Source organism: Flavobacterium saccharophilum (genome assembly GCF_900142735.1).
Lineage (GTDB): Bacteria > Bacteroidota > Bacteroidia > Flavobacteriales > Flavobacteriaceae > Flavobacterium > Flavobacterium saccharophilum.
Genome location: NZ_FRBY01000004.1, coordinates 495,363 through 510,420 on the forward strand (window position 1 = coordinate 495,363; position 15,058 = coordinate 510,420).

The 15,058-nt window shown below is 35.7% G+C and carries 10 protein-coding genes; 6 read left to right on the top strand and 4 right to left on the bottom strand.

All coding sequences use genetic code 11. The features are described from left to right. The 3 genes from BUA98_RS15260 to BUA98_RS15270 all read left to right on the top strand — a co-directional run bounded on the left by BUA98_RS15260 (nt 1) and on the right by BUA98_RS15270 (nt 4,952). A complete protein-coding gene (locus tag BUA98_RS15260) occupies nt 1-2,322 on the top strand; it encodes a beta-N-acetylhexosaminidase (RefSeq protein ID WP_072973934.1) in 2,322 nt (773 codons plus the stop codon). A gap of 30 nt (nt 2,323-2,352) precedes the next feature. Beyond that, nucleotides 2,353-4,587, top strand: a complete 2,235-nt coding sequence (locus tag BUA98_RS15265) for a GH92 family glycosyl hydrolase (protein WP_072973935.1) — start codon at nt 2,353-2,355, stop codon at nt 4,585-4,587. A gap of 74 nt (nt 4,588-4,661) precedes the next feature. Then, nucleotides 4,662-4,952, top strand: coding sequence for a hypothetical protein (locus BUA98_RS15270; protein ID WP_072973936.1), 291 nt, complete (start codon nt 4,662-4,664; stop codon nt 4,950-4,952). Nucleotides 4,953-5,069: 117 nt separating this feature from the next. On the opposite strand, the gene BUA98_RS15275 is transcribed toward BUA98_RS15270, so the two are convergent. The 4 genes from BUA98_RS15275 to BUA98_RS15290 all read right to left on the bottom strand — a co-directional run bounded on the left by BUA98_RS15275 (nt 5,070) and on the right by BUA98_RS15290 (nt 12,282). Further along, complete coding sequence (locus BUA98_RS15275; protein WP_072973937.1) at nt 5,070-7,193, bottom strand: alpha-L-fucosidase; 2,124 nt, start codon at nt 7,191-7,193, stop codon at nt 5,070-5,072. Between the two features lie 15 nt (nt 7,194-7,208). Then, nucleotides 7,209-8,657, bottom strand: coding sequence for an alpha-L-fucosidase (locus tag BUA98_RS15280; protein ID WP_072973938.1), 1,449 nt, complete (start codon nt 8,655-8,657; stop codon nt 7,209-7,211). A gap of 30 nt (nt 8,658-8,687) precedes the next feature. Then, nucleotides 8,688-9,695: an isoaspartyl peptidase/L-asparaginase family protein gene (locus BUA98_RS15285; RefSeq protein WP_072973939.1), complete on the bottom strand. Its 1,008-nt coding sequence runs from the start codon at nt 9,693-9,695 to the stop codon at nt 8,688-8,690. A 130-nt stretch (nt 9,696-9,825) separates the two neighbouring features. Next, on the bottom strand, nt 9,826-12,282 hold the full coding sequence (locus BUA98_RS15290; protein WP_072973940.1) for a prolyl oligopeptidase family serine peptidase: 2,457 nt from the start codon (nt 12,280-12,282) through the stop codon (nt 9,826-9,828). A gap of 266 nt (nt 12,283-12,548) precedes the next feature. On the opposite strand from BUA98_RS15290, the gene BUA98_RS15295 reads away from it, so the two are divergent. The 3 genes from BUA98_RS15295 (at nt 12,549) to BUA98_RS15305 (ending at nt 15,026) form a co-directional block, all read left to right on the top strand. Continuing rightward, nucleotides 12,549-13,424, top strand: a complete 876-nt coding sequence (locus BUA98_RS15295; protein ID WP_072973941.1) for an AraC family transcriptional regulator — start codon at nt 12,549-12,551, stop codon at nt 13,422-13,424. A gap of 437 nt (nt 13,425-13,861) precedes the next feature. After that, nucleotides 13,862-14,209: an L-rhamnose mutarotase gene (locus BUA98_RS15300; protein WP_072973942.1), complete on the top strand. Its 348-nt coding sequence runs from the start codon at nt 13,862-13,864 to the stop codon at nt 14,207-14,209. Beyond that, nucleotides 14,196-15,026: an amidohydrolase family protein gene (locus BUA98_RS15305; RefSeq protein ID WP_072973943.1), complete on the top strand. Its 831-nt coding sequence runs from the start codon at nt 14,196-14,198 to the stop codon at nt 15,024-15,026. The genes BUA98_RS15300 and BUA98_RS15305 overlap by 14 nt, the downstream gene beginning before the upstream one ends. Nucleotides 15,027-15,058 lie beyond the last annotated feature (32 nt).

A 15,058-nucleotide genomic window follows, 5' to 3' on the forward strand; every position in this document is an offset into this window, starting at 1 on the left:
ATGAGAACATTAAAGCCGTTATTTGTCTTAATCTTCTTAACCGTTTTAACTGCGGGTTATAGTCAAAAAAATTACACGGAAAAAGATATTAAAATTATTCCGAAACCTACACAGTTAGTCATTAATAAAGGTGTATTTGAATTTTCTAAAAGCACAAAATTTATTGCTGTTACTGATTTTCAAAAAGAAATCTCGAATGCTCTTATCAGCAAGTTTGAAAAAGCAGGCGGATTTCGTCCTGAAGTATCGACAGCAATTCCGAATAGCAATTATGTACAATTTAAAGTGGACGAAACTTTAGAGAAAGAAGCTTACATATTGGATGTAAATTCGAAATTCATCACCATTACTGCCAAAGGACAAGCCGGTTTTATTTACGGATTAGAAAGTATTCGACAATTGCTTCCGGTTGTAATTGAAAGTAAAAATGTTATTTTGAAACAAAAATGGCAAATTCCGAATTTGGTGATCAATGATAAACCTCGTTTTCAATGGAGGGGTTTAATGTTAGATTTATCTCGTCATTTCTTTGATAAAAACTATATTCTGGCTACGATTGATCGTTTGGCCATGCACAAAATGAACGTTTTACATTTGCATTTAGTAGACGATCAGGGATGGAGAATTGAAATTAAAAAATATCCAAAATTAACTGAAGTTGGCGCGTGGAGAGTCGATCAGGAGAATTTATCCTGGAATGCAAGACTAACCACAAATCCAGACGAAAAAGGAACTTATGGTGGATTTCTAACTCAGGATGAATTAAAAGAAATCGTAAAATATGCGGCATCCAAAAATGTCGAAATTATTCCAGAAATCGAAATGCCGGCGCACGTAAGCAGTGCTATCGCAGCATATCCGGAACTGGCTTGTTTTGATCAGCGTATTGGAGTTCCGTCAGGAGGTTTATGGCCCATTACAGATATTTATTGTGCAGGAAAAGAAACAACATTTGAGTTCCTTCAGAATGTAATCGATGAAGTGGTTACCATTTTTCCTTCAAAATACATTCATATTGGAGGTGATGAAGCAACTAAAACCAATTGGGATAAATGTCCGAATTGTCAAAAAAGAATGCAGGAGAACGGTTTAAAAAACAGCCATGAACTGCAGAGTTATTTTGTAAAAAGAATGGAGAAATACATCAATTCTAAAGGCAAAAAGCTAATTGGCTGGGATGAAATATTAGAAGGAGGATTAGCTCCGGAAGCAACTGTAATGAGCTGGAGAGGTACTAAAGGAGGTGTTGAAGCAGCAGAGCAGGGTCATGATGTTATTATGACACCGGAATCACCTTGTTATTTCAATTTTTACCAGGGACCTCAAAATGAAGAACCTTTGGCTTTTGACGCTTATAATCCATTAAATAAAGTATACGAGTTTGATCCTGTTGTTTCGACTATGACACCAGATCAGGCAAAGCATGTGTTAGGTGGGCAAGCGAATTTATGGGCAGAATTTCTTTCGACGCCAAGTGCTTCAGAATATATGATTTTTCCAAGACTGGCTGCTTTGTCTGAGACTTTATGGAGTCCGAAAGAAAGCCGTAACTGGAATGATTTTACCACAAGATTAGCGTCATTATTACAGCGCTATAATTATTTGGGAATCAATTATGCAAAAAGCGCTTATTTGGTAACGGCTTCTTCAACTGCGGATTTAGCTCAAAAACAGATTAATGTTACATTGAAAAATGAATTTCCAAATCCGGACATTCGTTATGTTTTGGGTAATAAACCATTGGACCAACAAGCTTTAAAATATACAAATCCAATTCCGTTTACGGAAACAACGATTCTAAAAGCATCCTTGTTTCAAAACGATAAACCAGTTGGAAAAACGTTTACCGATACAATAGTATTTCACAAAGGAGTAGGACATAAAGTAAGTTACCTAACGCCATACAATAGCAATTACAAAGGCGACGGACCTTTTGGAATGGTAAATACAATTCGCGGTTCTAAAAACTTTCATGATGGTCAATGGCAGGCATGGTTAGTAAATGATATGGAAATTGTGGTTGATCTTGAACAACAACAAACTGCACAGCAAATAACTGTTGGAACTTTAGAAAGTCAGGGAGCAGGAATAAATTTTCCGGTACAAGTAAAAGTCTTAGTTTCAAACGATAGCATCAATTACAAAGAAGTAGGAAAGGTCAATCGTACGTATGCATCAAATCCTGTATCGGAATTGAAAGATTTTATAATTACTTTTGACAAGCAAAATACAAGATTTATAAAGATCATAGCAGTTAACTTAAGAAAGAGTCCAAAAGGAGACAGTTCCTGGTTATTTGTAGATGAAATTTTAGTCAATTAAAATAGCTGAAGTAATAATAGCTAAAAAGAAATGAGAAATACAACAATCCAGACAGCATGCTTTTTTTGCATGCTGTTTTTTAGCATAAACACATTTGGACAAGAGCCAGTAGATTTTGTAAATCCATTGATCGGAACTTCAAATTATGGTGCCGCTTTTCCTGGGCCAATTGCGCCAAGAGGAATGGCTAGTATTAGTCCGTTTAATGTGGCGGGGCCTCAAAATCGACCTTTAGAAAAAGACAGTCAGTGGCTGTCTAATCCGTACGTAAATGAAAACACTTTTCTGACCGGATTTAGTCAGGTAAATTTAAGCGGTGTAGGCTGTCCCGATTTAGGTGTGTTGTTGTTAATGCCAACGACTGGAGCGGTTGAAACGAATCATTTAAAATATGGTTCTACTTATTCTAAAGAAGTTGCCAAAACGGGTTACTACAGCGTAGATATTGATAAATATAAAATTAAAGGGGAGTTTACAGCTTCGAAAAGAGTAGGAGTAAGCAAGTTCACTTTCCCGAAAGGAAAATCTAATATTTTATTGAATTTAGGTTTAGGATTGACAAATGAAGAAGGTGCCATGTTAAAAGTGGTTTCATCAACAGAAATTGAAGGAATGCGTACTGTTGGGTCGTTTTGTTATAATAGCCCAGAAGATGCTTATCCGGTTTATTTTGTAGCTAAATTTTCAAAACCGGCAAATCACTTTGGAGTTTGGAAAAAAACACCAAAATACGAAGGTACAGAAGCACAATGGATGGGGTACAATGGTAAAACGCGAATGATGAAAAATACCATTAAAACGGTTGTTGGAGATAGCATCGGAACTTATTTTTCTTACGAATTCGATAAAAAAGAAACGGTTGAAGTTAAAATCGGGGTTTCTTATGTAAGTATTGAAAATGCGCGTGAAAATTTAGAAAGAGAAACCGGTGGTAAATCATTTGATGCTGTTTATAAGGAAACATATGATGAATGGAACAAAGAGCTTTCTAAAATTTTAGTCGAAGGTGGTTCTTATCAGGATAAAGTTATTTTTTATACCGCATTGTACCATACTTTAATTCATCCTAACACTTTAAACGATATTAATGGAGAATATCCTCAAATAAAACGTACCAAGATTGGAAGAACCACAGACACACGTTACACGGTATTTTCTTTGTGGGATACCTATCGAAACATGCATCCGTTAACCTCTCTGGTTTATCCTAAGCAACAATCTGATATGATTAAAAGCATGTTAGAAATGTATGATGAAAACGGCTGGCTGCCCAAATGGGAATTAAATTCAACCGAAACATTTACCATGGTTGGAGATCCGGCCAGTATCGTTATCGTAGACGCTTGTTTAAGAGGTATTCAGGATTTTGATATTTACAAAGCCTATCATGCGATGTTGAAAGGTGCAGACCAATTTGAAGAGAATCCTTTGCGCCCGGGCCTTAAAGAATACTTGGACAAAGGATATTTATCAACCAATTATCCTGGACCGGTTTCTACAACGCTAGAATATAATACTTCAGACTATGCGATTTCACTTTTAGCGAAAGCGTTGGGTGAAAAAGAAGATTACAAACGTTTTACAAAACGTTCGTTATCCTACCGAAAATTATATGACAAAGATTTAAAATTGCTTCGACCAAGAACGGCTACAGACAATTGGTACGAACCTTTTGATCCTATAGCAGGAGCTAATTTTCAGGCCAATGTTGGGTTCATCGAAGGGAACGCGTGGCAATATGCTTTTATGGTGCCACATGATATCAGAGGATTGATAAAATTAATGGGAGGTGATAAACCTTTCTCTGATCAATTGCAAAAAGTTTTTGATATCAAACAATTTGATATGGCAAACGAGCCGGATATTGCTTATCCTTATTTATTCAATTATGTAAAAGGTGAGGAGTGGAAGAGTCAGGAAATGGTGCATAAATTAGTGAGAGAGCATTTCAAAAATGAACCAAAAGGATTGCCTGGAAATGACGATACAGGAACGATGTCTGCATGGTTGGTGTATTCAATGATGGGATTCTATCCAATATCACCGGGAGATCCTATTTACACGCTCACAACGCCAATGTTTGATAAAATAACAATTCAATTAGATCCAAGATATTACAAGAAAGAAAATATTGTAATTCAGCGTGAAATTAATAGTGACGGAAAAATCAAAGAAATTCAGTTAAATGGAAAAACCCTGAATAGCTTCTTTATTTCACATGATGATTTTGTAAACGGAACAACGCTGAAAGTAATTCAGGAATAATATATTTCTATATTTGTTTTCTCGTTCGTATTAGCGATGGAAAAGGGCTGTAATAATGTTTTAAAAATCAGGTTATGAGCTACGAAAATGTCAGAGAAGAATTTATTAGAGATGCAGAAGAATACATAAACGCAAAGCGAAAACCGTTCGAAAAATTGTCAGGTACCGAATTGGATCTTGCAAAGTATCAATATCTGGAAAACTTTCAAGACTATATTAACTTTCTTAATTTTCGAATAATTGCCAGACTTGATGAAAATTTGATATCTTTTAAAAACCTCGAAGAAGCAACTGCTTTTCAGGATTTTTTGAAGCCGACATTTGAAGTAGTTGCAAGAAAGTATACAGAAGGATTGATGGATTAATAGCACGCAACTTTTGTAGCGGAATAAAAGTCTCTTAATAAACATGATACAAAAAAGTCCATTCGATGCGTCGAATGGACTTTTTTGTATTGTTTACTTTCGTAAAAGTAAACTGAATTATTTTGTTTTTATACCAATTTCAGCGATAGAAATATATCTTCCGTCTACACTGGTTTTTCCAATAAACTTAATATATCTGGCTTTCGCCGATGTTTTTAAAGTGATGTTTTGCTCCACCGGATTACTTTTGATATTAGCAAATTCACCTTCCGCAACGGTTTTCCAGTTTATACCGTCTGTGCTTATTTCCCATTGGTAATTTTTTACAATTCCACCCGTTCCGTTATGACGTGGCAAATACGATAAAGTTGTGAATTCCATTTCCTGCCCCATGTCAATAACGATAAATTGTGGTAAAGGTGTTAAGGATGTATTATCAGCGGTACTCCAGAAAGTTTCGGCATTTTCATCAATAGCGTTTAATGCTGATTCTTTTTCCTCATTTTCAAAAGAGACCGTAACTATTTTCCAGTCTTTTTTATAAATATTAAAGGATTGAGTGGCAGTTTCACCAGATTTCATATCTGTTCCAAAAGATTTAGCCTTGATAGTACCAGAGGTTAAAAATGGAAATGGGCTTGCATAAATTGGAGATTGTGCAGTAGGTTCCGTTCCATCAATGGTGTAACGAATCTGGTTTACACTTGTCTCAGTAGTGATCCAAACATTCCCGTCTTTGTCTCTTTTAATTTTTGGAAGAGGCAATAGTTCTGGCTCTCTAAAAACACCAATATCACTTAAAGCAATACAAACAGGAGATTCTTTAATAGTAATTCTCAATTTTGTAGTTGTGATATAATTTGATAAACGTACTAATCGGTTGGCACCAATACTCGTCGCTTCGCCTACTTTTTTCCAAATTCCACCAATAAAAGCGTCAATTTCCACTTTTTCAATACGCTGACCTAATTTGATATTTTCTCTTAAACGAATGATATTAAACGTTTGTTCTTTATGCCATTCTAAAGTTAGGATTGCTTTTTTTACTTCATCACTGGTTGCCCAATACGAATAACGATCGTTATCAGTAAGGTTTTTGGTTCCGTAAAAGATCTGATTTTCACCGCGAACTTCAGAAGCCGTAATCACAGCCGCCTGTGCCAAATTATCAGCAAATAATTTCTTTAGAAAAGCACCAAAATCTTTCAAACTCTTAACATCATTTTGATGTAACAGACCATCTGTATTGGGTGCAATTCCAATATCCATACCAGCACCTCTTCCAACGGATTTCAGGTAAATTTCGAATAATTCCGTAACTGATTTTACATTGTTGTCTTCATTGGCATGATAAAACCAGCCATTTCTAAGCGGTACATCACATTCAGCCGGTTTCCAGTATTTACCGTTTCGTGTTCCGCCCTGAGCTTTATCAGAATCAGTTTCTCCGGGAACAGCTACTGTTTTGCCTGCAATTGGTTCCGGAGTAAAAGTTGCCCATGAAGTTTCATTGGCAAAACCTCTTTCATTTCCAACCCAGCGCACATCGCCATTATCAGCAAAAATAACCGCTCCGGGTTGTAATTCACGGGATATGCCCCATGTTTTATCCCAGCCGTAATACGTTGCTCTGTCAATGTTTCTTTTTTCGTTTTTACCGCCATAATATCCGTCTCCGCCATTGGCGCCATCAAACCAGGTAATGAATAGATTGCCATAATTCGTGTACAATTCTCTCAACTGATTACGGTATTTTTCAACATACTCAGGTTTTCCATAATCTTCATTATTTCGATCCCAAGGCGAGCAATAAAGGCCAAATTTCATTCCGGCTTTACGTGCTGCAACTTCAAACTCTTTCACCATATCGCCTTTTCCATCACGAAAAGGGCTTGCACTAATGTTGTAAGCTGTTGTTTTTGTTGGCCATAAACAAAATCCATCGTGGTGTTTGGCAACAAAAATGACGCCTTTAAAACCGCCATCTTTAGCTGCATTCACAATCTGACTCGCATCAAATTTTGTTGGATTAAAGATCTTAGGATCTGCATCGCCATATCCCCATTCTTTATTCTGAAAGGTCGTTGGAGTAAAATGTACCAAAACGTATTGTTCCAATTCCTGCCAACGCAATTGTGGTTCTGTTGGCAATGCTCCATAAGGAGCTGGTGGGCCAATTTTCTGCGCCGTCATTGACAAAAAGGCAAAACAAGCGATGAAAGTTACTACTAGTTTTTTCATTTGATCTTGTATCAATTATTGCGTTACTTTAATTACCACCGCTTCCTGATTGGCTAATAAAGTTCTTAATTCTTTTGGGATTGTCACAACGATTCCGCCATCGACTTTTTTACTGGTCAATTTCTGTTTGTTGTTTAGCAAAGAAGCTTTTAAACTGCCTTTATTATCTGTTTTGATAGTAATTTCCGCAGGTAATTCTTTTTCGTCTTTTGCAGGCATGTAAATTCCGTAAATTGACTTTCCTTTCTGCGTATAACCCACTTTTCCGTCTAAGTAAGGCGCAACAGGTTTAGTATCATAAATAGCTTCACCATTTACTGATAACCATTTTCCAACGTTAGCTAAAGTTGCTTCAATTTTAGGATCAAATTCTCCTTTAGCATCCGGACCAACACCTAATAATAGATTTCCGCCTTTTACTACAATACTCGTCATCAATTGAATTACTTCTTTTGAAGATTTATAATGGTCGTTTGGCACCCATCCCCAGGCTCCTCCCAGGGTAATACAACTTTCCCAAGGCACACTTAATGGTTTCTCAGGTGTTTTTTGCTCCGGTGTTAGATAGTTCTCATATTCACTCGGAACCCAGCGGTCTACAACCAACATTCCAGGCTGTTTTTTACGGGCCGTTTCTGAAACTAATTTCATATTGATATCCATATCATACGGATATTTACAAAACTCTTCTACTTTTTTATTGATGGTTGATAACGGACGAACCCAACATCCGTCAAGCCAAAGAATATCCACTTTTCCGTAATTGGTAGTCAATTCGTTCAACTGATTTTGAGTGTATTGTACATAATTTTGCCATCTTTCCGGAAATTTTTTGATATCGTAAGTTGGGTTTCTGTCTTTTGGAGGGTAATACGACCACCAGAAATTTTCTGTTGTCCAGTCTGGTTTTGAGAAATAAACACCAACAGCCAAACCTTCTTTTCTTGAAGCATCCAATACGTCTTTTAATACATCTGCTTTTGGATTTTTGGCATATGGCAATTCTGGATTCGTGATTTTAAAATCGGTATATTTTGAATCATACATGCAAAATCCGTCATGATGTTTCGAGGTGAAAATCATATATTTTGCTCCGGCATTTTTGAACATTTTAGCCCATTTTTCAGAGTTTAAATTCGTCGGGTTTAATTTGAATTTGGTATTTCTATAATCCGTTGCATATTTGTAATAATCGTCGTATCCATCTCGGGTTACCCAATCTTCCGGAGCTAATCCCCATGATTCTACGATTCCCAGCTGCGAATAAAGTCCCATATGGATTAAAACGCCAAATTTGTAGCCCTGCCATTTGTCCAGATTAGCTTTCACTAAAGGATCTTTTGTCATAACGTAGCCTTCTTCTTCGGTTTTGTCAGCTTTCATGCTGAAGTCACCCTGTGCATGCAGCGAAAGGGCACTGGCACAGACAAATGCCGTATATAATGATTTGAATTTATTTTTCATTTTATGGTTTTTTGGTAAGTAGTTATTGTATTACTTTAAGTAAAACTCTGGATTAATCAATTTGTTCCCGGTGTCATCATAAACAGCGTAGTTAAATCCACTCTGAACACAATACGAACCGTAATCGCCTTTTTTGTTCAGGGCAATAAATCCAACCTGAATATCTTTTAAATCTTTGTTTCTGTTTTTCATCAGTTTCACGACTCTCAAAACAGCTTCCTCACAAGCTTTTTGTGGAGATTTCCCCTGACGCATCAATTCAACAACCAAATGACTTCCTGAAATTCTGATTACTTCTTCACCATGGCCCGTTGCAGTTGCAGCACCAATTTCGTTATCAACATAAAGACCCGCACCAATAATTGGAGAATCTCCTAAACGACCGTGCATTTTAAATGCCATTCCGCTTGTTGTACACGCTCCTGAAAGATTTCCATCGGCATCCAAAGCAATCATTCCGATAGTATCGTGATTTTCAATATTAGCAATTGGTTTGTACTCCGAAGTTTTTAACCATTCTTTCCATTCTCTTTCAGAATCCGGAACCAATAAATTTTCTTTTGGAAAACCTTGTGCCAATGCAAATTGAAGCGCTCCGTCACCAACCAGCATTACGTGTGGTGTTTTTTCCATAACAGCGCGTGCCACAGAAATAGGATGTTTAATAAATTCCAAACAACCTACAGAACCAATATTAGACATTTCGTCCATGATACAGGCGTCTAAGGTTACGCGGCCGTCTCTGTCGGGTCTTCCTCCATAACCAACACTTCTTTCTGTTGGATCACCTTCGGGAATTTTTACTCCTGCTTCTACAGCATCAAGGGCGCGTCCTCCTTTTTTCAATACTTCCCAGGCTGCCTCATTGGCTTTCAAACCAAAATTCCAGGTAGAAAGTACGATAGGTTTTCTTATTTTTCCATCAGAAAGATTATTATTAGGCTCTTCATTCTCTTCTGGTTTCCCAGTGAAAGAACTTAGTGCTACAGCAGCCGAAGCCATTGCAGCTGTTTTTAGAAAATTTCTACGATTGTTCATATTGCTAGTGTCTTTTTTTTGCTTTTGTTGTTAAAAATAAGTGTTTTTATTCAATTCCTAAATCGTATTAGTAAATAAATTTTGGCACTATTTTTTAATTCAAATATCGTGAATTTTAGTTTTTTATTTTTTAATTGAAAAATTCTAACGTTTTGGCTGACCAGTCATTATCAAAGAAACCACTTACTTTCATGTCTGGTAATCCATTCAAAAGTAAATCGGCTTTAAATATCATTACATCTGGAAAGCCTGTAATTCCTGAAATATAATTGTTTGCCCAGGTTGCCTTCATTCCTTTTTCAGAAGTTCCTGCTACAACACCCACCATTGCTGTTTTGCTGTCCTTTCTTGGTACAACAAAATAAGCGGCAAGATTATCTCCTTTTATAACTTTATCACCAACTTTTACTTGTTGATTGTCAATTTGAATTGGAGCATTTTTCAAAAGTAATTTCCAGGCGCTATTATTAGAAGCATTTCCATAAATTATGACGTTTCTATCCTTGTATTTTTCTAATGAAAATTCTTTATCTGAAATCACGTCAATACTTCCATTTCCTCTATAATAAAAAGTCTCTGAGTCAAAACGCGCCCTGTTTAAATACCATTCACGATCTGATTCAGAACCTCCGGTTGCATAAACAAAAACGACATTATTATCGAAGGCAAACTTGAATCCGCCCTGACGCTCTGCGTACTTCTCGGCTGTGTTGATTTCGTTTATCAAAGCCCATTTTCCATCTTTCAAATTCAGAATAGCTTTTTTATCCGAAGTTGTTTTTACAAGCTGATCATCAATATTTAATGTGATTTCTCCTTTTAAATCTAAAGAAACCAAATCAAGTTCCATTATCGAAACATTTACCGTTTTGATGTTTATTTGCTGTTTGTCAATTTTAGCATTGATATTAGAGAAATCAAAAGGTTTTATTTGCTGTTGTAATTTTATCCAGTAATCTGTTGAAGAAACTGCTGGGGTAGCGGTGTGAAAATCAATTTCTTTGACTTCTTTGTTTGTTGGAATTGTTTGACGCTTGAAGAATTCAAAAATCGGAAACCAGTCTACAGAATGATCGCCATACCAGTGTTCGCCACCTGGATATTCGTAATAACAAAAGTTAGGATGGAAAGTGCCTAAAATCTGGCGCATTTCTCTCACTTGCGAAATTGGCACAGTCGAATCGGCATCGCCATGCAGCATATAAACACCGCCTTGTTTCAGGTTTTGCACGATACTTTTAACGCGTCCTGAATTAGCCGAACGTTTAATAGGTTCGAAAGCTTTGAACATATCATGCATTTCATCGCCTTTATCAAATCCGTACATCGAAATATCAGGATAGGAGGCGCAAGGGGCAATGGCAGCAAATTTTCCCGGATAAGTTGTTCCTAAAAACCAGGTGCCGTGACCGCCCATTGAGTGCCCGGTTAAGTACGTTTGAGCCGGAATAGTATTGAATACTTTTTTGGCTTCGGCTAAAACTTCCAGAGCATCAATTCTTCCCCAATCTTCCCAGTTAAAACCAAAGGGACGTCGATTTGTTGCCGCAACAATATGAACCCAATCTTTTTGTTTGTAGGCTCTTGCCTGATTTCTGGCCTCGACAGAAGCGCCATGAACAGAAAGTACTAATGCTTTTGGTCCACTTCCCAAAGCCGGTGCGATACTATAATATTGAACGCTGTTGTCTACTTTACTCACAAAAGTGCGTTCATGATGTACAGTCGCAGCGCGTTGTTGGATTGAAATTTCGGTTTTGTCGATTATTTTTCCGCTTTTATCAGCAAGCGTTAGTTCCATTTTTAATTCGCCTGTAAAATCGTTTTTTGCAGGCGGGACTTTAAATTTTACTTTTCTGACAAACATCGGCATGATCGCATCTGTTGTATAAGTGGCTTTTTCTCCGCTTGATAAAGTAGCTGTGATGACAAGGTTTTTCAATTCTTTTTCAGTCGCGTTAATGACACGAACCGAAGCCCATTTTTCGTCTTTTTCACCATTAATAACATCCGGAAGCGTTAAATCTCGTTTGGTAAACTGAATGCTTTTTGAAGGAACAATGATTTTCGATTTTACACGGCCAAAACGACCTTTGGTATAAACAAACTCGTTGATACCTTTTTTAAGTTTAAACGGAATTAAAGTATAACCAAAATCATAATGATCACCTTCATGTGGCAGACCGTTTATATAAGTACGCGTGCCTCCAGTGGTTTCTAAGAGAACAATTTGTTCTTTTGAAGCATTGTATTGGGTATAAAGAAAAGCAGAACGCATCGGCTTTCCACTGAAAACCTTAGCAGAATCTGCATTGATTTCCTGCCAGTCTCCTTTTTGTTTGGTCGGATTTACAAATTTTCCAACCGCATATTGCCAGGCGACAGGATCTTGTCCGTTAAAAAGTGTACCTGTTCTACTTTCGGTTTGAAGGGTATAGCCATTTAAAAAATGATACAGGACATTTCCCTCGGCAGTGGTGATAATTTTTTCTTTACCAAAATATTCAACTACATTTCCGGTTGTTTTGGTCTGTGCAATCGAATTTATGCACAACATAATGGAGAAAATTAAGAGTCTTTTTTTCATTTTTCGAGGTTTATTTTTTCTAATTTATTCCAACTTTTCAGACTTTTACTAAATCGATTTAATGAAAAAACAGCAGAATTGATTATTTAACAATTTATTTCCGATAATTTTACGTTTTTTTAAATTTATTAAATCGATTTAGGAATGTCGTAAAGAATTTTTGCTATTTTTGTTTTTTATGAAATATAAAATTATATCTAAATTAATTTAGTAAATACTCCAATTTTATCCTTATTTAGTTATTAATTATCATTGTTATTCTAAAAATGAAAATTGTTAAAACAAATATCGCTTCCTATACTAATACGTCGCTATCTGTGTTTTCGCGCGAGGAATCTTTTTTTCAATCGCCTTTTCATTCACACCCGGAATTTGAGTTGGTTTATATCTTAGAAAGCCACGGAAAACGCATTATTGGAAACTCAGTAGAATCTTTTGAATCTGGTGATATGGTTTTTCTTGGAGATGATATTCCCCATGTTTGGCTTAACGATGAAATTTTTTACAAAGGAATAAATAGTTTAAAGGCTAAAGCCATGGTGATTTATTTTAGCAGAGATCTTTTTGGAAACTCGTTTTATGAGTTGCCGGAAGCGCAGGAGGTTAAAAAATTTCTATCTCAGGGTGTAAAAGGTGTTTCGATTACGGGACAGACCAATGCAATCATTGCTAAAAAGATGGAAAAATTACTAAAGAAGAAAGGATTTGAAGTTGTCATGGGATTGATTGAAATTTTGTTTCTTCTGTCCAAAAGCAAAGATCTAAGATATATCAATGATGATTCTTATGTTTCTGTTAGTGATGAGAATAAAAATGACAGGCTTGCAGCTGTTTTTCAGTATGTAAAAACAAATTATAAAGAAGAAATATCATTGGATGAAATTTCTAAAATTGCCAATTTGACTCCTACTTCATTTTGTAGAATGTTTAAAGCTAAAACCAAAAAAGCATTTGTGGAATACCTTAACGAAATCAGAGTTTCAAATGCTTGTAAATATTTAATTGAAACCGATTTGGGCATTTCTGAAATTGCTTACGAATGTGGTTATAAAACTGCTTCAAACTTCAATAAGCTGTTCAAAAAATTAATTGGAACAACTCCAAAGGAATATAGAAGAAATGCTTTGGTTCAGGCTTTTTAAAATCCTTCCTTATTAATTTATAAGATTGTTTATGCCTTAATTTCGTGTGGAGAAATAAGTGCAACTTTACTTAAAAAATTCGGGTTTGTTTTATTGCAAATTACAGAGGTGGTTTTTGATTTTTTGTTTCATAATTAAGGTATTTTTTTTAAATCAATAATTTATTACTGGAATAGGTAGCTTTTTTCGCCTTTTTTACAGAATTAATTATAAAGATAATAAATGCTTAATTAATGATAATTTTGAGGTAAAATAAAACTTAATAATACGATAATTTTATTTTTTTGAGATTGAGAAAAATTGCTCCTTCTTAAAATATAAAACGATTTAGTGAATAATTTGTGGTTCTGACAAGAGGTAAACCATTTTCAATCTGTCGTTTTAAGTGATAAATCTCTAATTTTAGGTTTCTATCCTTCAATTTTTAATAAAATAATATGGTAACTCAAAAATATTGTCTTGCATTAGATTTAAATGATGATCCTGCTTTAATTGCAGAATACAAAAAATATCATGAAAAAATCTGGCCTGAAATCACAGAAAGTATCGTCAGTGCAGGCATTGAAAATCTGGATATTTATTGCGTTGGCAACAGATTGTTCATGATTATTGATGCCAATGAAACTTTTACTTTTGAAAGAAAAGGTGAGATGGATGCCAATAATGCTGTGGTTCAAAAATGGGAAGCATTGATGTGGAAATATCAAAAAGCACTACCTGGAGCAAAAGAAGGAGAAAAATGGATGATGATGGAAAAAATATTTGACCTGCATGAAAATAGATAGTCACCAACATTTTTGGAAATACAATCCTGTAAAAGATGCCTGGATCAATGAAGAGATGGAAGTCATCAGACGGGATTTTTTACCTGCTGATTTAAAACCTTTATTGTTTGAAAATCAGTTTGCGGGCTGCGTCGCGGTTCAGGCTGATCAGAGTGATGAGGAAACTCGTTTTCTATTAGATTTATCGAAAGAAAATGATTTTATCAAAGGTGTTGTAGGCTGGGTTGATTTGTGTGCCGAAAATATTGAAGAGCATTTGGAGGAATACAGCAATTATGAAAAACTGAAAGGCTTTAGACACATTGTTCAGGCAGAAGCGGATATCGATTTTATGCTGAAGGAAAGTTTTCAAAATGGAATTTCGAAATTGGCAAAATATAATTTTACTTATGACATTTTGATTTTTCCAAAACATCTGGAAAATGCTGCAAAACTAGTTGCAAAATTTCCGGAACAAAAATTTGTTATTGATCATTTGGCAAAACCGGATTTTAAAAATAAACAATTCACAGGATGGGAAAAAGGCATTAGAACGATTGCTAAATTTCCAAACGTATTGTGCAAGATTTCAGGTTTAGTAACCGAAGCGGACTGGAATAATTGGAATGAAACAGACTTTATATATTGCTTAGATGTGATTACAGAAGTCTTTGGAATTGATCGTCTAATGTTTGGTAGTGACTGGCCAGTTTGTTTGCTTGCTGCTTCATATTCGGCATCTTGCGATATTACGGAGCATTACTTTTCGAAGTTTTCGAAAGTGGATCAGGATAAATTATGGAGCGGCAATGCCACGCATTTTTATCAATTGGAATAACCTGATCTCATTAAAAAACTACTAACTATTCA